This window comes from Flagellimonas profundi, from assembly GCF_017313275.1.
Classification (GTDB): Bacteria; Bacteroidota; Bacteroidia; order Flavobacteriales; family Flavobacteriaceae; genus Flagellimonas; species Flagellimonas profundi.
Window position 1 is genome coordinate 681,702 of record NZ_JAFLNM010000001.1, and the last position, 22,412, is coordinate 704,113.

A 22,412-nucleotide genomic window follows, 5' to 3' on the forward strand; every position below is an offset into this window, starting at 1 on the left:
TAAAAGTAGCACAAAATGTTGCAGAAAAAAATCTTAAAACGCTTTTATAAATGGTTTGCTGGGTCAGTGAACACGTATGAAACATTACATTGACAAGGTTAAACTTTGTGTTATCAACCGCAGGTTTAATCCTAATTATGTTCCATGATCCATTGGATTACATCGTCAACATAGGTATCGGGAAGCTCATGACCGGAATCGTAAAACTTTAGTTCCTTGTCTTCCATCTTTATATTGTCGTAAAAAGCTTTGGCTTCATCCTCAGGGATAAAAAAATCGGATTTTCCCATCAACATGGCTACGGGAGCATTTTGATCGGCTACGCTATAAAGTGGGCTGATGGCCTTCAATTTATCGGATATACCTTTAGGCCAATTCAGATCAACAATTTCCGAGTATGGCCTGGACATTGGCGGTACGCAGGCAACTACACAATGGATTCTATGATCAATATGGTTCAACAGCAATGAAATAGCACCACCCATACTATACCCTATCAAATTGAATTTTATTTTTTGGTCTTGACTACTTTGTTCCAGGTAATCCATTATTAATCGGATTTCCTTAACACTTGATGCATATAAATCGTACATGCTATCCGCGTCCTCTATATCTTTTGAACGCATAGGAGGCAAAGTACCCGGGTTTCTAAAATTTAATTCATAGGACCTTTCACCATGGAATTTAGCGTCCGGGATCACCAGGCTAAACCCATGCAGTAAAAGAGAGTCTTTAATTGCCGTTAGGTTCTTGGTATATTGTAAATAGGGCATGGAAGGATTGACCCAATAATCTTTATTGCCTCCCAGGCCATGTATCAATATGGCATATCTGTTTTCTGAATTCCTTTTATTTATAAAGTGATAAAAGGGGATTTTGGAATTGAAGCCGTTGAGTACCACTTTTTCCATTTGGGTAAGAGAGTCAATGGTTTGTGTTCCAACAATTACTGCTGATGGCGTCAATTTTTCATATTCAAAATATGATTTATAATCCTGACAGTACACTTCAGAAACTGATAGGAACAGAATATATATGAGGTATAATTTTTTCACCATTTATAGTGTATTGATTGTTAGTGTTTTATAAATATATCAATATATTTTTGGATTATGTTCCCGTATATGGTTTTTACTATTTGAAAATGGGCAGGTAACCTACATGCTGCAAATTTGGAATACCGGAAAGTAATGGATAACAAAAAAGACCACATAAAAGTGGCCTTATCTTTAATTAAATCAAGAGTTAATTCACTTACTTCCCATTACTAGCCTTGTTGTATGCGCGAATCATTAATATGGCCCATATGGCGACCATTACAATAACAACAACAGAGAACCATAAAACGATATCATTCGCTGTCATTGTCCACAAGTTTTAGGTAAATCATAACGCCTAAAAGTGTCGGTGCCCAAAGCCCCACAAAAAGACCGTGTTTTTGATTGCCGTTAAGAAACAGGTATTCTGCCACCATTATGATCAACGCACATAAGATCAACATAAGCAAATTGCCGGTTCCCAGTTTTTTAAAGTAATTCATTCGAGGTTGGTTTAAGACCTTGAAGTTAGGAAAAAAAGAATACGAAGAAAAAAAGAAAGTCATTCAACTGAAAAACAGCTAAATGACTTTGATTTTTGTAGCAAGAGAGGGGATGCCGTGGATATATGGAGTCCCAAAACCTGAAATTCAACCCAATATCGGATTCGGGTTTTGCTTCAGGAAAAATAAGTTGTTATGAGGAAACCTTTTTAAATGTGGCTTGAGGACACAAATGTCAACTATAAGGTGTGTAACAGTATGCTATTATTTTTCAAATAAAACTGAACTTTTGAAGTGTCTACTGTTATAGCTTCCGTTTTATAATGCATTGAAAAGCCATTGGCTTGACCTGTCGCATAGTTGAACGACAAGATCAGCAATACAATCGTTGAGATGGTTGCCATTCTTTTAAAAAGCTTTTGGTTGATAAAGTAGTCCAGACTGAATTTTCCGGGTTCGAAAAGTAAGATACAAAAGCACATAATCATGAAGAAGAACGAGGTTAATCCTGAGTTGCCAATTTCTCCATCATGATAAATGAAAGTCGCAGTAAAAATCACAAAGATGTTTAAGAGAGCAGCAGGTCGGGTAAATACACCAAGCATCAATGCAATTCCGCCAAAGAATTCAGATAATACCGCTATCCAGGCAAAGAAAGTTGGAAAAGGAAAACCCATATTAGCAGTATCTTGAACGAACCAATTTTGTGGTCCCCAAATACCATTTTTTGGGAAGAACTTTTCAAAGACTGTGCAAAGTGCTAGCCCTACAAAGAATCGAAGGAGCAAAAAGCCAATGTTTTGACTACTAGAGCTTTGTTGATTGCTACCAAAAAGGAAAGCATGTTACCACATTTTGTCGGGATGACCGAACTAAGGGTCATTCCTTAAGTTAATGAACTACTCCTTCCCTGAGCGTCGAGGAATTCTTAAGATCCATAATTTTAAAAGTTGATATATATCATTTAATGTAAATCTGGCTTTTGCTACTTTAAACCTGTTTTTAATCAAAAGGCCAAGAGAATATGGATTACATTGTCAGTAGTGATATATTGAACGAGGGCGACCGGATTAAACCCAGGAAAATCAAACAAGCGATTGTTGAAATCGTAAGCGATTCAGGCGAAGGAGCCCAAAAATGTGGGCAGAGCTTCGGGGCAATCTCCGCAAAAATGGGAAATGGCGTTTGGACCGTTGAGATCATTCCGGCAGAGATACAACCACCCGCACGCTCCCGAGAAGGCGCCTCCGGAATCCGGGTGCGTATCGGTTCCGATAAAGTGACCAATATGGGAAATCACGCTGATCTGGTAATCGCCCTCAATGAACAGGTGGTGTACGGTCGAATCCGCCAAGATGCCTATAATGGGAATACCCTGATGTTCATCGAGAATAAATGGGCCAAAAGCGAACAGGAAACCATTAGACAGCAGTACTCGGAAGCACTACTGAAATTTAAGGAATTGGGCATTAAGGTGGTGGAGATCCCCATGGAAGAGGAATGTCTGAAACTAATGCCCGATCCCCGCAAAGGTAAAAACATGTGGATCCTGGGCCTGCTCTCCTATATGTACGATCGTGATATCCCCAAGGCCGAGGATCAGATTCGAAGGATCTTTAAAAAGAAAACCGATGCCGTAATAGATTTGAATATCAAGTTGTTGCACGCGGGATATGATTGGGCTAGAGAAAATCTTCCCTTTCGTTACGAGGTGACGCCGATGGATGTGGATAATGATATGGTGGTCATGAACGGAAATGAAGCCCTCAGTATGGGCATCATGGCATCGGGTATTGAACTGTGTTCGATGTATCCGATAACGCCTGCGACATCCGTATCCCATCACCTGGCCGAAAATTTTGAAAGGGTCGGGGGTATCGTGCATCAGGCAGAAGATGAGATTTCTGCGATCGGATTTGCGATCGGTGCTTCTTTCGCGGGGAAACCGGCAGTAACGGTTACCTCGGGACCAGGATTGGCACTCAAGACCGAGTTTATCGGCTTGGCCGTCATGGCTGAAATCCCGCTCGTGATCATTGATGTTCAGCGAGGGGGGCCCTCTACCGGATTGCCGACGAAGGTTGAACAGAGCGACTTGTTGGCAGCGATCTACGGGGAGGCAGGGGATGCCCCAAAAATCGTGCTTGCAGCCGCTACCATCGAAGAGTGCTTTCACTTTGTTGTTTTGGCACGCAAGCTTGCCGAATCATTCCGAACGCCCGTCATATTATTGAGTGATGCGAACCTGGCAACAGGGGTACAACCCTTCCCGCGTCCAAAAATCGACCCCTTGTGGCTGACCAATCCCATCGATCAGAGCCCATGGAAGGATGGGGCCGGGCCATTTGAATGGGATGAAAATACAGGAACCAGCAAAAGACCGATTCCGGGGCAGAAAGGCGGTATGTATACCGTAACGGGACTGGCCCATGGAAAGACGGGAAAAGTGGCCTACGACCCGGAGATCAATCAGGCCAGCGTCGAAAGCCGAAGCCGAAAGATCGCCTCTTTCCAGAAAAGCCTTAAACCACCAAAGATCAATGGTGACCCGGAAGGTGATATTCTGCTGGTTGGTTGGGGATCTACACTTGGTGCCATAGAGGAAGCCGTAGCCGATGCCCGTGCCGAAGGACTAAAGGTAAGCAGCCTGCACTTGCGATTTCTCTTTCCCATTGTTCCGGGCTTGGTTGATATCTTCAATAGATTCAAAAAAGTCATCACCGTTGAGATCAATTATAGTGATACGCTGGGCCACCCGATGATTACTCAGGAGAATCGGCGCTATGCCCAGTTGGCGTGGCTACTTAGGGCAAAAACACACATGGATATCGATTGTTTCAGCAATGTCTACGGGCAACCCCTGAACCCTGAAAAGGTTTTGAAAATGATCAAGAGCGAATTGAAAATTGAAAATTCCGAAGTCAAAGGATAAAAACTTGTAATAGTATGCTTGTACAAACTCATGAATATTGTTCTGTCCCCTCCCAAGACCATGATTATGGTATGGAGGATTATGGAAAAGGCGTAGCCCGCTGGTGTCCAGGTTGTGGGGGCCACTCCATACTCACCACCGTACAGCGCGTCTGCAAGGACATGCAATATGAACCTGAAAAAACGGTGGTGGTCTCCGGTATCGGATGCAGCGGTAGATTTCCACATTATATGGGAACCTATGGGTTTCACGGCCTTCATGGAAGAGCATTCCCGGTAGCCAGTGGCGTGAAATTCAGACGACCGGACCTCAACGTTTTTGTTGTAACCGGAGATGGGGATTGTTGCTCAATTGGTGCAGCGCACTGGGTACATGCCATTCGGTACAATATGAAAATGGTGGCACTGCTCTTTGACAATGGCATTTATGGTTTGACCAAAAAACAAACTTCACCCACCAGCCCGTTGGGCACCCATTCCAATACGCACCCTAGGGGTTCCGTCCTTCCTCCGATCAACCCGATACAAACTACCTTGGGATTGGCCAATGTCTCCTTCGTGGCGCAGACCGTGGATTGGAATTCCGCTCACCTCTATGCGACCATACGAAAAGCGGCCGAACATCCCGGCCTTGCTTTTGTGCGCATCGTTCAACGGTGTCCTGCGTTTATGCGCGATCTCTATGGTGATATTGCTGTCAACCCCAAAAACCTTATCCTGCTCTCACACGAAAATGGGATCAATCTAAAACCAAAGGCCCGGAAAGCCTTTGGTCGAGTGATCGAGCACGATCCTTCCAATATCCACAAGGCCAGGGAACACGCAGAGATCAATAATGGCATTCCCATCGGTTTGCTATATCAAAATACCGACAACGCCCGCTATGATGAATATGGAGCCCACAATCTCGGAATGGGCGTTGAGGAAAAAAAGCAGAATCTGGAATGCTTATTGGATCAATATACTACTAGTAATTCGGTGTAATGAACAAAATAAATAATTCAAATACGGATCAGATCCTCGACTGTTATGCCAATAGGAACGTCGTGGTTACTAGAGAGCAAGAACCTGCACCTCAAAATGAGGAATTGAAAAGGTATCGCGATCAATTGCACAAATACTTTGTACAGGGTGTAAAAACGGACTTTTGCCAAAATATTAACGTGGCACCGATTTTGTCCGCCCCGTGCTTGCGGGACATGTTACCCGCCATGCACTATCCGGTACTTTTCGAGCCAGAAAAAAGCAATATCTGCAGCCTTCATGAGCGACTCGAAGTGTTGATTTCAAATCATTGTGCTTCGGACATCGGTAGAGGCTTGATCGAGAAACTACCTTCCATCCTCTTATCACTTCAAGGGAAACTGCAAGTGGCTGAACCGGATCTTAATTATGGCTCCCAGGTACATGAATTGTTGGAACTAATGGGCAATGCTTTGGGCGACGATACGCCCAAGGATTTGCAAGAACATTTAGATCCAATAAAACAAGAACTCCTATCCTACAAAGGGCCCATCATGGGTTTTGGTGCACGGACTCCTTTTCAACTGCTCAATATTCATTTGAAAGCGCGAATTGCCACCTTTTCAGAGTTCATTGCCCTTATGCAACGGAAACTATCCGGATTGACTGAAATTGTCGACCTTCAGGATAAGGGCCGGGAAAAGGACAGTACGCATTTTGAGTTTGCCAGGGACCTTTTGTCTTTAGACGAAGTACAGGATGTCGCACCTCGAAGGGTTAGTTCAGATCTGCCAAAGGCGAGACTCAAGCAAATTCGGGATAGCATAAAAGTACTTTCCAGCGCTGTGAAATCTTACACAGAGCATCCCAATAAGATCTTTATTACAAAAAAACTACTGGAAAGCTACGACCTTAAAGAGGTGTTTGGTCAGGCAACTGTTGAAGTTGTGGAATCTGACGCCATATCACATGCCAAAGCCTATTTGGAAAAGGAATTGTCGAACTTTGTAGCACTGATCCGAGCGATGCGTTTGGCGGAGCTTGAGATAGGACAGACCTACGATGAATCTTTGCACGATGCCTATTTTGCTGGATTCGCCCCGTCCTATCTGAATTACGGGGATATCAAATATTTTCCCCCTGTCATTATCATTGACGAGAGCCGTAATATTGCCGACCAGCCAAAGGATTTTCTTTCCCTTTTGTCAGACGGTGCCTTTGTTAAGGTTTTTGCCATCAACACATTGAACGACATCAATTTGCCTGTGGCAGCTTCTGAGTTGGAAGAAAACTCGCTGGAGATTGCATCACTGGCCATCTTTCGCAGAAATGCTTATGTGTACCAGGGAAGTATTGAAGATCCCTACGCTTTTGAAAATGCCTTACGTCATGGTCTGAACGCCACCGCTCCGGTACTCTGGAACGTATTGCTGCCGGATGCCGGATCGGAAGATGCCCCCGGTTGTCACATCAGGATCCATAGGGCGATCGAAAGCCGGCAATTTCCACGCCTGACTTACGATATCGAGGCCGGGATGGATTTTGGAAGCCATTTCAATTTGGAGGACAATCCGCAATGCGATCTCTTATATCCAAATCAAGTTCTGGAAATCAAAATTCCCGGTGGAAAGCATACGGAACAGGTTAGTCTGAGCTCAGCGGATTATCTTGCTATGGAAACCCGCAATTTGCAAGCCCTTGAGATTATTCCCGACTGGTACCAAAAGGAAAATCTGGTATCTGTGGTAGACTATCTTTCAGCCGATCCGGAGTCCCAGATAGGAAAGATACCCATCATTCAGGTAGTGGATGAAGACTACAAACTGCATAGGGCAGCCATTCCTGCATCCTGGCTTCAACGGATAAGAAGTAGGCTGGACTATTGGCGTTTTTTACAGGAACTCGGGGGTGTCAAGAGCCAGCATTTTGAAAACAAGTTGTCGAGGTCCAAAGCTGAGTGGACACAGACCAAGGAAGTTGAACTACAAGAACTGGAAGCACGGTTATCCGAAGAGTTTGAAACCCAAAGATCCGCTGATATTGAAAAAGCCATCCACAATATACTCTTTGCACTCATGGAGGGAAAAACCGATTTGGCTAGCCTTGCGATCAATTCAACCGCTCCTGCGCCCGTTAGCGTAACATTGGAAGCGGATAAGGAATCCCTTGAAACAGTGCCGGCTCCGGAGGAAACACCTAAAGAGGAAGTATCGGTGAGTAAAGTGGCCTGGGTGGAAAGCGATGAATGTACTTCTTGCAACGATTGCATCAATGCGGTACCCAATGTTTTTAAATACAATAGCAACAAACAAGCCCACGTGCACAATCCCAAAGGCGACACCTACGCAAAGATCGTTGCTGCAGCAGAGAAATGCCCGGCCATGTGCATCCATCCGGGTTTGCCCCATGACCCGAATGAACCCGGGTTGGAGAAATTGTTGAAAAGAGCGGAGAAATACCAATAACCCTGTTGGCCTGTTAAAAAGGGTACATGATGCGGGCAGTGGCAGATACCCCTGTTGCCCCACGATTCCCATCGTTTATTTGAACTTTGGTATCGGTCTTGGCTATGGGTAGTAGAGTGGTTTAGCACTCAACCTTGCATGTAAACAAAGCTGAAACTTCACACGGGTTATCAAGAGTATGCAAGAACACGCAATTACCTATGTCCATTGTTGTGCTTTCGTTATTTATTTTCGATTATTTTGTTTTACCAATTCTCTCTATGCTTTTGATTGTAAATGTTTTTCCAGATGTTTTCAAAGAATTTTATCATCAATATTTGATTCTATTAGTTTTAGAGTTTCGGATAAATAATCATTAAACACCTTATAAGAATCAATTGCATACATATAGTTTAAGGTATTATTGTATACCTCATTTTCAAATTCAACGGTTCTAATAGTTTTGTTGTAATCGATTGTGAAATTCGATTTGGCGATATTTTTAAAGTAAATATCTTTCTCAAAAAAATCAGGAACCTCCATATTTCTTAAAAGGGCTTTATTCGTTAATGAAGGAACAAAGAAATCAAATAAATAATCCCTATATATTACAATATCATCTTCAGTATCTGATTGATAGTATGACCAATTTAGTAGTTGTTTTCTCAAATTATCATCCTTTATTAAGTTGATGGATCCAGTATTGAGCATTTCGTCTATTGATCCGGTAATTATATCAAGTGATTTGGTTTTATTAATGATATTATCTATTAATTGTTCAATTTCAGAACCGTTAATGATATCATCAGCCATAATTATTTCGAGAAGATTTGCTGAAGCTTCGTAGGCCACCATAAAATTGCTAGAAGCATCATTAACATTTTTAATATTAGTTTGAAAATCTATCTGAAGGTTTTTTAAAATGGCTTGTTCTCGAATTCTATCTTTTCTATATTCATTCCAATTATTAATTTGTAATGCAATCAAAATCCCTATAACTACAAGTATAATTTCGCCGATTGCATAAATGAGATACTTACTAAAATTGTTTTCAGTTAGCATTTTTTGGCGGATTTTTCTAAATAATTTTATCATTGGTTAATGGTTGATCGTAATGAAGCACAACTTGTTTATATAGGCATAAGATATATCTATATACCTCCAAATTGGTTTAAAATCGATGTATTTGATCATCTTGTATTGGAATCGTTTATTTGAACTTTTGGAAATGGCAATTGTTCATTTAAATTATTTAATCTGAGAATCGATTGTTTTAATTATATCTACTATTTTAGATCTTAAGGGCAAATAAAAAGCCTGCTTTAAATTTTCTGATGCCACAATGAATAAATAGAGTTGGCTTTCAAATTCTTCATTTTCAAGGAATTTAAAATCATTGTTTTTAAAACGACTTGGTTTGGCATCCAGTAAGGGGTCGTTGATGATATTGAGGTGCCGACGGAAATTCCCCTCCTTTAAAAAGAATTCATGTGCCAAATCCCTTCTTTCCACTACATAGTCTTCCTGCCTTTTGACACTTTCCAAGGTAGATTGCCAATCTGATAAGGCCTTGCGCAATTTTGCATCCGACAATACAGAAAGTTTACCTGAATTAATGACTTCCATCACCGTGCCTTGTGAGGGCGTAAACCTGGGTTCAATTTTAAAGATGCCCACCATTAGTTCAGAGAGTTCCTTTTCATTGAAATCTGAAAGTGATGGTCCAGTAAATCGACCTAAACTTACGCTGTTTTTAATATTGGAATCGTTGAACTTTATAACCCGATCCAAGTTGGCCAAATTGGTTTCGAATTCGGTTAGCAATGCCTTGAGCAGTTGTTGTTCAAGTAAATTGTTCTTACGGTTTTCGTTCCAGTTATTGATCTGTAGGGCTATTAATATCCCAATGACCACTAGTACAATCTCCCCAATGGCATATTTTAGATATTTGCTGGTTTTGCCTTCGTTGAGAAGCTGTTTACGAATGTTTCTAAAAAGTTTGATCACGTTGTTCAATTTTTTGCATCAGTGTTTTTAGCTTTTCCTGTCTGGCTTTTATTCTTCCAATGACATTTGATGTTCTCCCCATGTCCCCAATAAGGTAGTTTTCCATTCGTGGGGTCCTTAAAATTAGTTTATAATCAATAGTCATGTCCCTGTTATCTTTTATGGAGGCGATTTTTTTGTAAAAAGCCTGTGTATTCTCTTCGTTTATAACGAGATTCCCGGTGTTTTGGTTCATTTTCCCTTCAGGGAAGTTATACATGATAGGTTCAAACTTATCCTCCACATATCGGGTAATGGAGGCAAAATCACTTTCAATCTGCGCAAAATCGATATAATATTGCGAAAGTTCCTTGATGAGATTTTTGGCTTCCATATCTTTGAAGGTACCTGATGCCTTGGCCGATTCAAAAGATGTTGAGTAGCTTGTGGGAGTTGCAGAATAGTACAAAGGTTCCACATACTGCTGAAATTTGTCTATTCCCATGGTTTTTTGGGGATTTCTCAAATAGGTTAAAAGCGTGTCCAGGTACTCGGCCCTTTTGGTATGAAACAATTCATAGTATTCCAGCCTGTCCAGATCTTTTTCCATATCCTGAATCACATCTTCAAAAAAATTGTTTTCCACAATTTTGGCTTTGCGCCTTTCATTCCAATTATTTATTTGCAAAGCGATCAAGATACCTACGACCACCAACACAATCTCTCCGATCGCATATTTCAGGTATTTTCCCATTTTTCCTTCTGAAATTAAGTTTTGGCGGATTCTTCTAAAGAACTTGATCATTAGAGGCTGGTTTCTCTAAAGATATGATTTTTATGGAATTAGGTTGACAGCTCTCAAAAGTGGAACTCGAATGATTTGACAATCCAAGCTTTGTTCCATGGTACTCACTCGTGCATATCCAAAAACCATAACCTGAAAGTTTAAATAAACGGTAGAATGTAAACTCTTTAGAATCAGTGGACTCGTTTCACTCGAAAAGTTCAATAAAACGGTGGGATTTTTACATGGACATAAGAACGATAAATTGGAATATGGTTTTGTCTGTACAACCACATTCAAATGCTCTCGCTGGTTGTTGCTTAATCAAGTTTTTTTATTGGAATCTGTAGGATTTCCTAGTATATAAAAATTGAAGCTTTAATTTAACAAGTTGCAATTTTCATTGGACGCCTATACGTTGGATACTACATGTTTCATATTGGGGTGGGGAGATATTAGATCTTTCCCCATACCCGGTCATGCAAATACCGTCGCTTTTTGCGAATTGTTGTAAGTGGAATAATTTATTCGGGATAATATCGGGAAAATAAAAGCCATCCCACTGATATTCAATAGAATGGCTTCTGTTTTAGTAGCGAGAGGGGGACTTGAACCCCCGGCCTCCGGGTTATGAATCCTGAGTCTTTTGAATCCATTTGGGCTTATTTGATTTGATAATCAATTGTTTATAAGATATTTAAGGATGTTCAATTTTTATTCAAAGCCATAAAAATTCATATTAAAACATGATTTGTTGTACATATGTTGTACATAGATTTCGTATCTTTATAAGGCAAAAAATAACACTATGGCGACTGTAAAGATAGTATTACGCAAGAATTATCAGAAGAAGGACGGGACTTTCCCAATTGCCCTACGAATAACAAAAGATAGAAAGTCCAAGTTCCTTTTTACAGGTGAGTACATTCTTGAAAAGGATTGGGACCAAACAAAGGGGTTGGCTAAAAAAAGTCATCCTAATTCTTCACGCCTTAATAACATGCTTTTGAAAAAGATTACTGAAGCGCATGACATGGCTTTGGAAATTGAATCAAGCGAAAAAAAGCAATCTGTAGCTACAATCACTAAAAAGATTGTGGGAGAGGATAAATATGATTTTTTCAAAGTAAGTGAGGTTTTTTTGGCGAATCTCCTAAAAAGAAAAAAGTTCAATCAACAATACAATCAAGAAAAGAGGTTGGAGATTTTTAAAACTTATTTAGGGCGAAAAGAGCTTTCCTTTACCGATTTGGACGTCACCTTATTGAAAAGGTTCGAGGCATATCTTCTTTATGAACGAAAAGTCGCTCCAAGAACGGCGATAAACTATTTAATGCTTATCCGCACCATTTATAATTTTGCCCGAAAGGAATATCATGTTGATGATAGGAACTACCCATTTGGAAAAGGTAAAATACAGATTAAGTTTCCTGAAAGCGAAAAAATCGGATTGAACAAGGAAGAGGTTCAATTACTTGAAACCGCAGACAATTTGACAAAAGCACAGCTTCATGCGGTGTACGTATGGCTAACGAGCTTTTACTTTGCGGGTGTTCGGGTTGCTGATGTCATAAAACTAAAATGGTCCGACTTTAAAGATAATCGCTTATATTATCGTATGGGGAAGAACAGGAAACTTGTCTCATTGGTCGTTCCCGATAAGACCAAAGAAATTCTTAAGTATTTTGAGGCTCAAAAGAGGGGGAAGGATGATTTGGTTTTTCCTTTTTTAAAAGGCACCAATTTGAAAGATGACAAAAGAGTAGCAACTAGGGTTAAAACCGTAACCCGAAATTTAAACCGGCGATTGCAAATCGTTGGAGAAAAACTGGGTATTGAGAAAAAACTATCTATGCATATAGCCCGTCATAGCTTTGGAAACATTTCTGGCGATAAAATACCTATTCAAATGCTTCAAAAACTGTATCGTCATTCTTCGATTACAACAACGGTTAACTATCAATCGAATTTCATGCACAAAGAAACCGATGATGCCTTAGAAAAGGTAGTAAACTTTTAAGAACATCCAGTAGTTCGGGTATTTTGTCGAAAGATTTGAATACAATTGGATTATTAGGGTACCTTGTACTTTTCTATAATTGTATTCGATGCAAGTAGTTTGCCTACAAGAAGAAGCTTTCTATGCCTTGTTTGACAAGGTAGTGGAATATTTAGAGCAAAAAAGAGCTGATAAGCCAGAAAAATGGATTGACGGCGAGGAAGCAATGTTTCATCTCAAAATAAAATCCACCACCACTTTGCAAAAACTGCGGGACGAGGGTAAAATCAGGTTTTCCCAACCTCAAAAGAAAGTAATTCTGTACGATCGGGATTCTATTAATGAATATATCGAGGCACACGTTCGTGAAACTTTTTAGCCATGGAAGAAAATATAAAAATTGATGAGGAGTATAAAAAGGCATTCAATCTTGGATATGAATTGGCGAAAGAGTTGAATCTAAAAACTCCGATGTTCAAAAGTGTCGTGCCGACCGACGATCACATGAATGCTGTGCAAGCAGGAATGATGCAATACAGTAACGAACTAAATAAAAATCTACATAAAGGAAATGTCCAACATCAGGAATCAAATGTAAAACCACAAAATATTGCCAGTGTTCAATCAAACAAGAATAATAAGGATATGGGAAAAGGATTGGACTTTTCCAATTGAGAAGACCATTGCTCAATACCCTTTATCCTGAATTGAAAAATGATGAATCCGTATGGTAGTTGGAATTGGTAAAAAGGTTATTTCTTAAGTTTTGACGCAAAAGCGTAGACTACCAATTCTTCAGTCTTTCCAGTTTTTGCATAGGCGTTGCATCGATTTTTTTATATTTTTGTACCGTGAAATTTTTAACAATCATATTGTCCTTTTACTTTTTGGCGCTCAATGTAGTGCCCTGTGGCGATTCGGGCAAAGCTAAAGATGACGCCCAGGTCGTTTCGGTAATGGACTATGATGGCAATCACGACCAAGATTGTGAGCTGTGTTCACCATTCTGCCAGTGCCATTGTTGCCACGTGCATACAATTGATTTTGATATAGCCGAATTTCAACCGCTTCAATCCGTGATTTCTCAAGAAAACTTTGCCCATTTTGATAGCCTTGGCAAAGATTTTGCCCTTTCCCTTTACCAACCCCCTCAAGTATAATTCAGTTTTTTTAAGGATAGCTCTATCCTATCGTGATGCTTTCAACGTAAGCATCACATTCTAAATGCATTGCATCTCATTGCATTGCGATGTTTAAACTGAATTAATACTTTTTCTATGATTAACAAAATCATTTCATTTTCCATAAACAACAAATTTATAATCGGTTTGTTTATGGTTGCCCTAATAGGCACCGGAATATGGTCTATGGCCACTATAAATCTGGGTTCTGTACCTGATATTACCAACAACCAAGTACAGGTTATTACCGTTGCCCCAAATTTAGGTACTGAAGATATTGAGCAATTCGTGACCTATCCCGTAGAATTGGCAATGGCAAACCTTCCTGACGTTATCGAGCTGCGTTCGGTATCCCGTTTTGGATTGTCAGTTGTTACCATTGTCTTTAAGGATGAAGCAGGTACCTATCTGCCCCGGCAATTGGTGCAGGAGAAATTAGCTGAAGTTGCTGAAGAAATTCCCGAAGGTTTTGGTACACCATTTATGGCACCCATAACTACAGGTTTGGGAGAAATCTTTCAATATACCTTAAAAGTCGAGGAGGGCTACGAAGACAAATACGATGCTATGGAGCTTCGTACCATTCAGGACTGGCTGGTAAAAAGGCAAATGGCCCTAGTGCCCGGCGTAGTGGAAGTAAACGCGTTTGGTGGGTATGTCAAACAGTATGAAGTTGCCCTAAATCCCGATAAGCTAAAGAGCTTTGGCATCACGATGGGCCAGGTATTCGAGGCACTTCAAAAAAATAATGCAAATACCGGAGGTGCCTATATTGAAAAAAATCATCAAGCCAATTTTATTCGGGGCGAAGGACTCGCAAGAAGTCTTGAAGACCTAAAAAATACCGTGGTCACGACTCAAAACGGGACCCCCATACTGGTAAGCGATGTTGCAGAAAAAGTAGGCTATGGCAACCAGGTGCGCTATGGCGCCTTTACACAGGACGGGCACGAAAGCGTGGGCGGGCAGATTTTGATGCTCAAGGGCGAGAGCCCGAGCAATGTCATCGAAAATGTGGAAGGGCGAATCGCTGAAATACAAAAATCACTTCCCGAAGGCGTTACTATAGAACCTTTTCTTTCACGAAGTGAACTTATAGCGCGAACTACCAGTACCGTAAAGAAGAACCTCGTGGAAGGCGCGTTGATCGTGATTTTTGTACTTGTCCTGCTATTGGGTAGTTTTCGTGGGGGCCTTATTACGGCATCGGTCATCCCGCTTTCATTGTTGTTTGCATTCATATTGATGAGGCAGTTCGGCGTTTGGGCAAATCTGATGAGCCTTGGTGCCATCGACTTCGGTATCATTGTAGACGGGGCCGTCATCATTGTGGAAGGTATGGTGCACCATATACAGATGCGGCTGAAAAAATCCAAGGCCGTATTTACGCAAGTAGAGATGGACGAACTGGCCTATGAATCGGGCAGTACAATGATGAACTCGGCCTTTTTCGGTCAATTGATTATCCTGATTGTTTTTACCCCTATCCTCTTCCTTACTGGAATAGAAGGCAAAATGTTCCGTCCAATGGCCTTCACCTTCGGTTTTGCCGTTTTGGGGGCAATTATATTGTGCCTCACCTACGTGCCGATGATTTCCGCCCTGTTCCTACGTCCCGCCAAAAACCCAGACCACTGGTTCGCCAAGTTTGAACATAAGATTGAAGGTTTCAGCGATAAAATTATGGCAACCTTGCACAAGGGGTATCAACCGCTGTTGAATTTTGCTCTACGGTTCAAGGCTGGTGTAGTGTTGGGCGCCGTCGCCCTATTTGCCATTGCGGTATTTATATTCAGTGGTATGGGGGGTGAGTTTATTCCTAAACTCGATGAGGGCGATATAGCGATGCAGGCCCTTATAAAACCTGGAAGCAGCCTAACGGAATCCATTGAAGCTTCCAAAAAACTACAAAACCTGGTAAATGAATTTCCAGAGGTCAAGACAATGATTTCAAGGATTGGAGTTGCCGAAATCCCTACGGATCCGATGCCAATGGATATCGCCGATAGCTATGTTATCCTAGAAAAGGATAAAAGTAAATGGACGAGTGCCGATAGTAAAGAAGAATTGATAGAAAAGATAAAGGAGAAAATATCGGTCATCCCGGGGGTGAACTTCGTGTTCACCCAACCGGTCGAGCTGCGGTTCAACGAGTTGCTAACCGGAGTAAGGGAAGATGTAGCCATAAAACTCTATGGAGAAGATTTGGACATTCTGGCTGAAAAAGCCAACGAAATGGCATCCATAATTCAGACCGTGCCGGGTGCCGGTGATGTAAGGGCAGAGGCCACTAGCGGTTTGCCTCAAATGACCGTTGTCTATAATCGTGCGAAAATGGCACAGTACGGAGTTACAATTGAAAAGCTCAATGATTACGTGAGCGCGGCCTTTGCCGGTGAAGCGGCCAGTGTCATCTTTGAAGGGGAAAAACGGTTTGAAGTGGTAATACGATTGGCGGAAGCCTATCGTAAGAACATTGACAATCTTAAAAACCTGTACATCGATTTACCCAATGGCAACCAAGTTCCATTAAAAGAGGTTGCGGATATTAGTTATAAACCGGGGCCGATGCAGATATCGCGTGATAATACCTATAGAAGGATTTATGTTGGTGTAAACGTTAGGGGCAGGGACGTTAAGTCAATGGTCGAGGAAATACAGGCAAAACTTGATGAACAACTGGAACTGCCTCCTGGGTACTATATTACCTATGGTGGTTCATTTGAGAATTTACAGCGTGCAACAGACCGTCTTATGGTGGTGGTACCCATTGCCCTGGTATTGATTTTTATCCTACTGTACTTTGCCTTGAAATCATTTTCACAATCGGTGATGATATATATGGCAGTACCGTTGGCAGCTATTGGTGGGGTCTTTGCCCTTTGGTTACGTGGTATGCCCTTCAGTATCTCGGCCGGAGTGGGATTCATCGTACTCTTTGGCGTGGCCGTCCTCAATGGACTAGTGCTCATCAACAAATTCAACGATTTAAAAGAAGAAGGAATGACAAATATCAAAAAACGCATCGAAGAGGCCACCCACGAGAGATTGAGGCCAATATTGCTTACGGCTACGGCAGCCATTATGGGTTTTGTGCCAATGGCGGTCTCCACGTCGGGGGGTGCTGAAGTACAAAGACCGTTGGCCACTGTGGTAATTGGCGGTTTGATTACGGCCACCTTGTTGACACTTGTGGTGGTGCCCGTCCTCTACAACTGGCTCGAGAGCAGAAAGCAGCGCAAACAATCCGACAACGGAGATACCGGATATGTAAAGAACAGTCTGCCTATGCTCGGGATTCTACTTGCCGTAAGTGGTTTTTTGTCATCGGGTACGGTGGTTGCCCAAGAACCTGATCCTGTCCAGACCCTTACCCTGCAACAGGCCGTTGACAAAGCCAGGGAGTATTACCCAACCTTAAAACAGGGCGAGGCCTTCATTGCACGGGAGAAGGCCTTAAGGGGCACAAGCTTCGATTTGGGGAACACCCAAGTATTTACCGGTAAGGAAGAAACGGGCAGCGGTGTGCCCGGCGTTCAGACCGTGATTGGTGTTCAACAGGGAAATATCGATCTACTGTCGGGCTTTTCCAAATCCAAGTTTTTCAAGGAAAGGGTAGCCTTGGGAGAAAAACTGTATGAGCTCAGCGAACAGCAATTGGTACGCAATGTGATGCTGGCCTACAACCAGATACAGTACAATACCGCCCAGCTGCGCTTTGCCGAGCGCCTTGACAGCGTCTATACAGACTTTGAATCGGCCGCAAAGCTGCGGTACGATACCGGTGAGACGGGAAAATTGGAATACATTGCGGCCTCTTCGGAATACCAGCAGATACAGGTACTCAGGCAACAGGCCTACGATGATATCGAGATTGCCAAAAGGCAGCTGAAGCAATATCTGGGCATTAATGACCCCATCGACATAGCTGACGAACCTTTTACCGCTTGGGCGGAAAGGTTTCTGGATTCACCCTCGGAGAATATAAATAAGAACCCTTTGTTACAGTTTGCCGAACAGAATGTGGCCGTAAGCGAAGCCAATGTAGAGGTAGAGAGATCACAGTTCCTGCCCAAGTTCAACCTAACCTATGGAAGGCAAACAGTTGACGACGTTTCAGGCTTTAACACCTATCAAGTGGGAATAAGTATTCCCCTGTGGTTCTTACCGCAAAAGAACAGGGTGAAAGCGGCAAAGGCCGATGCGATTTTGGCCGAGAGCCAATACCTTGAACAGAAGGCGATGACCGAAAGCACGTTGGCCCAATTGGTTAAGGCTCTGGAAAAAACCCAAAAAAGTCTTGAGTATTACGAAAAAGGGGCACTGCGGTTGGCCGATGAACAAATTGCCACGGCAGAACTGGCATCCCGGGAAGGCGAGATAGACTATGTAAACTATATCACTATCCTTAATAGTGCCATACGCATAAAACAGAACCACTTACAATTTATAAATCAGTATAACCAGCAGGCCATTGAAATTCAATATCAACTGGGCAACCTATAATTTAAAAGAAAAAGAAATGAAAAATATAGCAATTACATTGACATCAATCCTGGCCTTGACAGCGTTCCTTGTTTCCTGCAACGGTAGGCAAAAGGGAGAATTAGGCCATGATGAGGGCAAAGCGACCACTAAAGAGACGTTACAGGAAGGGGAAGAAGGGCATGGTAATGAGGCCCATGCAGAAGAGGGCGGCCATGAGGAAGAAGAAGGTTCCGTTGAAATTACCCAACAGCAGGCGGAAACCATCGGCCTCGAAATGAAACCTTTGGAAGAACGTAGCCTGGGCAACAACATCAAGGTAACGGGCAGACTCGAACTTTTCCCACAGGACAGGGCCAATATAAGCCCCTTTGTGGGCGGCAATATAAGCTCGGTACTTGTTATAGAGGGTGATAAGGTGCGCAAGGGACAGGTTCTCGCCTATTTGGAACACCCCGATATCATAACGATGCAACAGGAATTTCAGGAGAAAAATGACGAACTGGTCTTTTTGGATCAGGACTACGAACGAAAAAAAACCCTCTATGACAAAGGGGTCTCATCCGGCAAGGAATTTCAGATGGCACAATCCAAATATCGTTCCACGACCTCTTCGGTCAATGCAATGCGGGCAAAACTACGGCTATTGGGCTTTAATGTTGACGAAATCGCCAATGGTAAAATATATCAGGGTGTACCCGTTATAAGTCCCATTAGCGGTTTTGTCGATGAGGTGTTGATAAGCCTTGGCGATTATGTGGCACCACAATCCAAGATGTTTGCCGTAAGCGACAATTCTAAGATACACGTGGATCTAAAGGTATATGAAAAGGACATCCCGAGGGTCAAAGAAGGGCAAAAGATTTTTTTCAGTGTTGCCTCGAGACCAGACGAGCTGCTTACCGCTGAGGTACATTCCATAGGCAAGACCTTCGAGGAAGATCCCAAGGCCGTGCATATCCACGCCCATATAGAAAATCCCGAAAGGGATTTATTGCCTGGTATGTATGTAGAGGGCAGGATTGTACAGGATGAAAAAAACACTCTGGCAGTACCCGAGGAAGCGGTCATCAAAGAGGGTGAAAAGTCGTTCATTTTTGTACTTGACGATGGCGATGCCCAGGAAGAAGGCAAGCTCAAATTTAAAATGGTGCAGGTATCGGTAGGGGTTATCGATTTGGGCTTTGTTTCCATAAATCCCATGGAACCCCTTCAATATGGTTCAAAAGTGGTTATCAATGGGGCCTATACCCTTTCTTCAGAAATGGTGAAAGGCGAATTGGAGCACGGACATTAATTCTCTAAAAAATCAAGGATTTTGATTCCGGGTTTGTTTATCATCTTAATTAGTTAGTTAAAAATTAGAAAACATGCCCGGTTCAAAATCGATTAAAAATTTAAACATTTTAAAAATGAAAGAAATAAAAGCATTTGTTAAACCGAACAGGATACAAAGGGTCATCGAAGCCCTTAGCGATAACGGTTTTAAAAGTATGACGCTTTCACAGGCGGAGGGTACCGGGGCGTTCAAAGCAAAAGGAGCAAGACCCTCCCTTGATTTTAATATAACCGATAGCCCGGTGGTAAAAGTGGAGTTGGTATGTCAAAATGAGGAGGCGCAATCAGCCATAGATATCATATTAGAAAATGGTAAAACGCCCGAACCTGGGGATGGAATCATTTATCTATCCTATATTGAGGATGCCTTTCAGATCAAAACAGGAAAATCCCTTAAACGCTACGATCTTTAACCCCTTTTAAAATGGAAAGAATTGTCAAAAAACTGGAAAGCAAGGGAATACGGCCCACACCGATGCGACTGTTGACCTATAAAAAGTTACTGCAAAGCGAGGTAGCCATCAGTTTGGGAGAGCTAGAGAATTTTTTCGAGAAATCGGAAAGGAGCACCCTTTTCCGGACGATGAAAACATTTGAGGAAAAAAATATTGTACATCAGATAGCGGACGGTACAGGGATTATGAAATATGCACTCTGTGAGGAAAACTGTGGATGTGAGGTGGGCAGCGACCTGCACCTACATTTTCACTGCACCCAGTGTAACGAGACCGTTTGTTTGACCGATCGTAAAATCCCACAGGTAAACCTGCCTCAAGGATATATGGCAGACGATATCAATCTGGTCGTAACGGGAGTATGCAATAAATGCAGTGGCAATTTGGAGTAGCCTTAAAGGCCAATAACATCAAAAGAATACGACGATGATAGCAATCTATAAAAAAGACCAAATCATATATACCATCGCAGATCAAGAAATGGATGCCGATGATGGGGCGACCTTGGTCAAGGCCCTGAATGAACATTTGAAAAGCAATGAACAAGCCGCTTGGTATATGGAAATGGAGCCTCGCAAAAAAGGAGTGAAGAAAAGCAGCGGTGAGAGGTTGGATTTTTCCTTTCCCGAAGAAACACGGCTTAAGAAAATAGCCTTGGTGGGCGAAAAAACTTGGCAAGAACGGTTTACCGAATCGCTATTGCCGTTTAGCGAAGCCCACATAAAATATTTCGGACCTGAAGATGGAAACATGGCCAACAACTGGCTCGAACAAACAAGCAATTTCAATAGTAACTGAAACATGAATCTTTAAATCTAGAAAATTATGATGGACGATTGGTATTTTGGGGGAATGCACTGGATATGGTGGGGGTTATGGATAATCCTCATCTTCTGGATATTTTTAATTCCCTACCCCACACCGGGACAGAAAAGAAAAAGGGACACCGCAATGGAAGCCCTGAGAGAGCGGTACGCCCGGGGCGAAATCGACGAAGAGGAATTTGAAAAACGAAAGACGTTCCTGTTAAAGAACAAAAAATAACAGTGTTTTGCTTTTGACCGAACGACCATAACACCGTTATCTATGCAAAGAAGAAAAATAGGGATATGGCTTTTGGCAGGCTTTGCCTTTGGGGTATTTATACTGCAACCCTTGGGCCTATCCCTTTTTCTCTTTGACCGGTCGGGCGATTCCGGTCACTGGTCAAGCTTTTTTCTTGAAGCCTTCAAAACCGTATGGAACGTTGTCGATGTTGACCAAATTCTTAGAAACCTGTTGTTCGGGACAATGGGAAGCAGCCTTGCCCTGATGGTCTTTTTCAGAAAAAAGATTTTTCAACTGAACAGGCAACGGATGGACAGGCAAACCGTTCTCGAACTCATAAACAAGGGAGAGAGCAGCCGGGTGGAATTCAAGTCAAGCTTGCGATGGGATGTACGGCAGGGCAAGGTAAACAAACAACTTGAGCTTATCATTGCAAAGACCATTGCCGGGTTTATGAACACCGAGGGGGGCAAGTTGCTCATGGGTGTCGATGACGGGGGAACCATTCTGGGCCTGCAACAGGATTTCGATACGCTTAAAAAGCCGGACAGCGATGGCTTTGAGCAGTATTTGATGCAATTGATCGCTCAAAAACTGGGAACCCATCTTTGTACGCTAGTGAACGTAGCATTTTTTGGGTTTGGTCAAAAGCAAGTGTGCTGTATCGAGATTTTACCAGCCCAAATGCCGGTATATGTGAACCTTGAGGGACGGTCACGGTTTTATATACGCACGGGCAATGCCACGCGCGAACTAGATTTGCCCGAAGCCCTGGTGTATATAGGTAAGGAAAAGGCACAGTGCAACTAGAAACAGGAGGTTATTGGGCCATGCAGGAAGGGTTATTGGCACTTCCGTTGCACGTTTGTTTTAATTAGATTGATTAAAAAATATACAAAAATGGTACAGATAATAAACTTAGAACAGGAACATCTTATTGCCGCTAAAATCAGCGGGAAACTTACGGAAAAGGATATGGAAAAGATGCATCCGCTCATCCACAACATCATAGAAAAAGGCCATAAAGTGGATTTCTATATTGAAATGGAAGATTTTGAAGGCTATACCCTTAAAGGCTTTTGGGAAGACCTAAAAATTGATTCGGCACACTTGGGAGATTACGGCAAGATAGCCTTTGTGGGTAACAAAAAATGGCAGGAGTGGGTGGCTAAGGCAACTGATTTTTTCACTAGCTCGGAAGTTAAGTATTTCGATATTTCCGAGAAATCACAAGCCCAAAAGTGGATTAAATCTTAATT

General features: G+C 42.2%; 21 protein-coding genes. 15 read left to right on the top strand and 6 right to left on the bottom strand.

What is annotated here, in order from left to right:
• Positions 1 to 131: 131 nt before the first annotated feature.
• The 3 genes from J0654_RS03015 to J0654_RS03025 all read right to left on the bottom strand — a co-directional run bounded on the left by J0654_RS03015 (position 132) and on the right by J0654_RS03025 (position 2,328).
• Positions 132 to 1,058, bottom strand: coding sequence for an alpha/beta hydrolase family protein (locus tag J0654_RS03015; protein WP_207026286.1), 927 nt, complete (start codon positions 1,056 to 1,058; stop codon positions 132 to 134).
• A 293-nt stretch (positions 1,059 to 1,351) separates the two neighbouring features.
• Positions 1,352 to 1,540, bottom strand: a complete 189-nt coding sequence (locus tag J0654_RS03020; RefSeq protein ID WP_207026287.1) for a hypothetical protein — start codon at positions 1,538 to 1,540, stop codon at positions 1,352 to 1,354.
• Between the two features lie 239 nt (positions 1,541 to 1,779).
• A complete protein-coding gene (locus J0654_RS03025; RefSeq protein ID WP_207026288.1) occupies positions 1,780 to 2,328 on the bottom strand; it encodes a DoxX family protein in 549 nt (182 codons plus the stop codon).
• 236 nt (positions 2,329 to 2,564) lie between these two features.
• On the opposite strand from J0654_RS03025, the gene J0654_RS03030 reads away from it, so the two are divergent.
• The 3 genes from J0654_RS03030 to J0654_RS18250 are packed head-to-tail and all read left to right on the top strand — an operon-like array spanning position 2,565 to position 7,899.
• Complete coding sequence (locus J0654_RS03030) at positions 2,565 to 4,472, top strand: 2-oxoacid:acceptor oxidoreductase subunit alpha (RefSeq protein WP_207026289.1); 1,908 nt, start codon at positions 2,565 to 2,567, stop codon at positions 4,470 to 4,472.
• Positions 4,473 to 4,486: 14 nt separating this feature from the next.
• On the top strand, positions 4,487 to 5,455 hold the full coding sequence (locus tag J0654_RS03035) for a thiamine pyrophosphate-dependent enzyme (protein WP_207026290.1): 969 nt from the start codon (positions 4,487 to 4,489) through the stop codon (positions 5,453 to 5,455).
• On the top strand, positions 5,455 to 7,899 hold the full coding sequence (locus J0654_RS18250; protein ID WP_237685874.1) for a ferredoxin: 2,445 nt from the start codon (positions 5,455 to 5,457) through the stop codon (positions 7,897 to 7,899). The genes J0654_RS03035 and J0654_RS18250 overlap by 1 nt, the downstream gene beginning before the upstream one ends.
• A 294-nt stretch (positions 7,900 to 8,193) precedes the next feature.
• Here the strand turns inward: J0654_RS18250 and J0654_RS03045 are convergent, their stop codons facing one another.
• The 3 genes from J0654_RS03045 to J0654_RS03055 all read right to left on the bottom strand — a co-directional run bounded on the left by J0654_RS03045 (position 8,194) and on the right by J0654_RS03055 (position 10,669).
• A complete protein-coding gene (locus J0654_RS03045) occupies positions 8,194 to 8,973 on the bottom strand; it encodes a DUF6090 family protein (protein ID WP_207026291.1) in 780 nt (259 codons plus the stop codon).
• Positions 8,974 to 9,126: 153 nt separating this feature from the next.
• Complete coding sequence (locus tag J0654_RS03050; protein ID WP_207026292.1) at positions 9,127 to 9,885, bottom strand: DUF6090 family protein; 759 nt, start codon at positions 9,883 to 9,885, stop codon at positions 9,127 to 9,129.
• On the bottom strand, positions 9,869 to 10,669 hold the full coding sequence (locus J0654_RS03055; RefSeq protein ID WP_207026293.1) for a DUF6090 family protein: 801 nt from the start codon (positions 10,667 to 10,669) through the stop codon (positions 9,869 to 9,871). The genes J0654_RS03050 and J0654_RS03055 overlap by 17 nt, the downstream gene beginning before the upstream one ends.
• 787 nt (positions 10,670 to 11,456) lie before the next feature.
• Between J0654_RS03055 and J0654_RS03060 the strand changes: the two genes are divergently transcribed.
• From J0654_RS03060 to J0654_RS03115, 12 genes are all read left to right on the top strand, one after another.
• Positions 11,457 to 12,668, top strand: coding sequence for a site-specific integrase (locus J0654_RS03060; protein ID WP_067035995.1), 1,212 nt, complete (start codon positions 11,457 to 11,459; stop codon positions 12,666 to 12,668).
• An 88-nt stretch (positions 12,669 to 12,756) separates the two neighbouring features.
• On the top strand, positions 12,757 to 13,026 hold the full coding sequence (locus tag J0654_RS03065) for a helix-turn-helix domain-containing protein (protein ID WP_067035991.1): 270 nt from the start codon (positions 12,757 to 12,759) through the stop codon (positions 13,024 to 13,026).
• A gap of 2 nt (positions 13,027 to 13,028) precedes the next feature.
• Positions 13,029 to 13,322: a hypothetical protein gene (locus J0654_RS03070; protein WP_067035988.1), complete on the top strand. Its 294-nt coding sequence runs from the start codon at positions 13,029 to 13,031 to the stop codon at positions 13,320 to 13,322.
• A gap of 176 nt (positions 13,323 to 13,498) precedes the next feature.
• Positions 13,499 to 13,807: a DUF6660 family protein gene (locus J0654_RS03075; protein ID WP_067035985.1), complete on the top strand. Its 309-nt coding sequence runs from the start codon at positions 13,499 to 13,501 to the stop codon at positions 13,805 to 13,807.
• 117 nt (positions 13,808 to 13,924) lie between these two features.
• Entirely contained in the window at positions 13,925 to 18,334 is a 4,410-nt protein-coding gene (locus J0654_RS03080; RefSeq protein ID WP_067035983.1) for a CusA/CzcA family heavy metal efflux RND transporter, read from the top strand.
• 16 nt (positions 18,335 to 18,350) lie between these two features.
• Positions 18,351 to 19,610: an efflux RND transporter periplasmic adaptor subunit gene (locus J0654_RS03085; RefSeq protein ID WP_067036003.1), complete on the top strand. Its 1,260-nt coding sequence runs from the start codon at positions 18,351 to 18,353 to the stop codon at positions 19,608 to 19,610.
• Between the two features lie 115 nt (positions 19,611 to 19,725).
• A complete protein-coding gene (locus tag J0654_RS03090) occupies positions 19,726 to 20,064 on the top strand; it encodes a P-II family nitrogen regulator (protein ID WP_067036000.1) in 339 nt (112 codons plus the stop codon).
• A gap of 11 nt (positions 20,065 to 20,075) precedes the next feature.
• Complete coding sequence (locus tag J0654_RS03095; RefSeq protein ID WP_067035981.1) at positions 20,076 to 20,498, top strand: Fur family transcriptional regulator; 423 nt, start codon at positions 20,076 to 20,078, stop codon at positions 20,496 to 20,498.
• A 34-nt stretch (positions 20,499 to 20,532) separates the two neighbouring features.
• Positions 20,533 to 20,904, top strand: a complete 372-nt coding sequence (locus tag J0654_RS03100) for a SpoIIAA family protein (RefSeq protein ID WP_067035978.1) — start codon at positions 20,533 to 20,535, stop codon at positions 20,902 to 20,904.
• A 27-nt stretch (positions 20,905 to 20,931) separates the two neighbouring features.
• Complete coding sequence (locus J0654_RS03105) at positions 20,932 to 21,150, top strand: SHOCT domain-containing protein (RefSeq protein ID WP_067035975.1); 219 nt, start codon at positions 20,932 to 20,934, stop codon at positions 21,148 to 21,150.
• 42 nt (positions 21,151 to 21,192) lie between these two features.
• Complete coding sequence (locus J0654_RS03110; RefSeq protein ID WP_067035972.1) at positions 21,193 to 21,963, top strand: AlbA family DNA-binding domain-containing protein; 771 nt, start codon at positions 21,193 to 21,195, stop codon at positions 21,961 to 21,963.
• Positions 21,964 to 22,053: 90 nt separating this feature from the next.
• The gene (locus tag J0654_RS03115) at positions 22,054 to 22,410 is read left to right on the top strand and encodes a SpoIIAA family protein (RefSeq protein WP_067035997.1); all 357 of its coding nucleotides are present in this window, start codon (positions 22,054 to 22,056) and stop codon (positions 22,408 to 22,410) included.
• Positions 22,411 to 22,412: the final 2 nt, after the last annotated feature.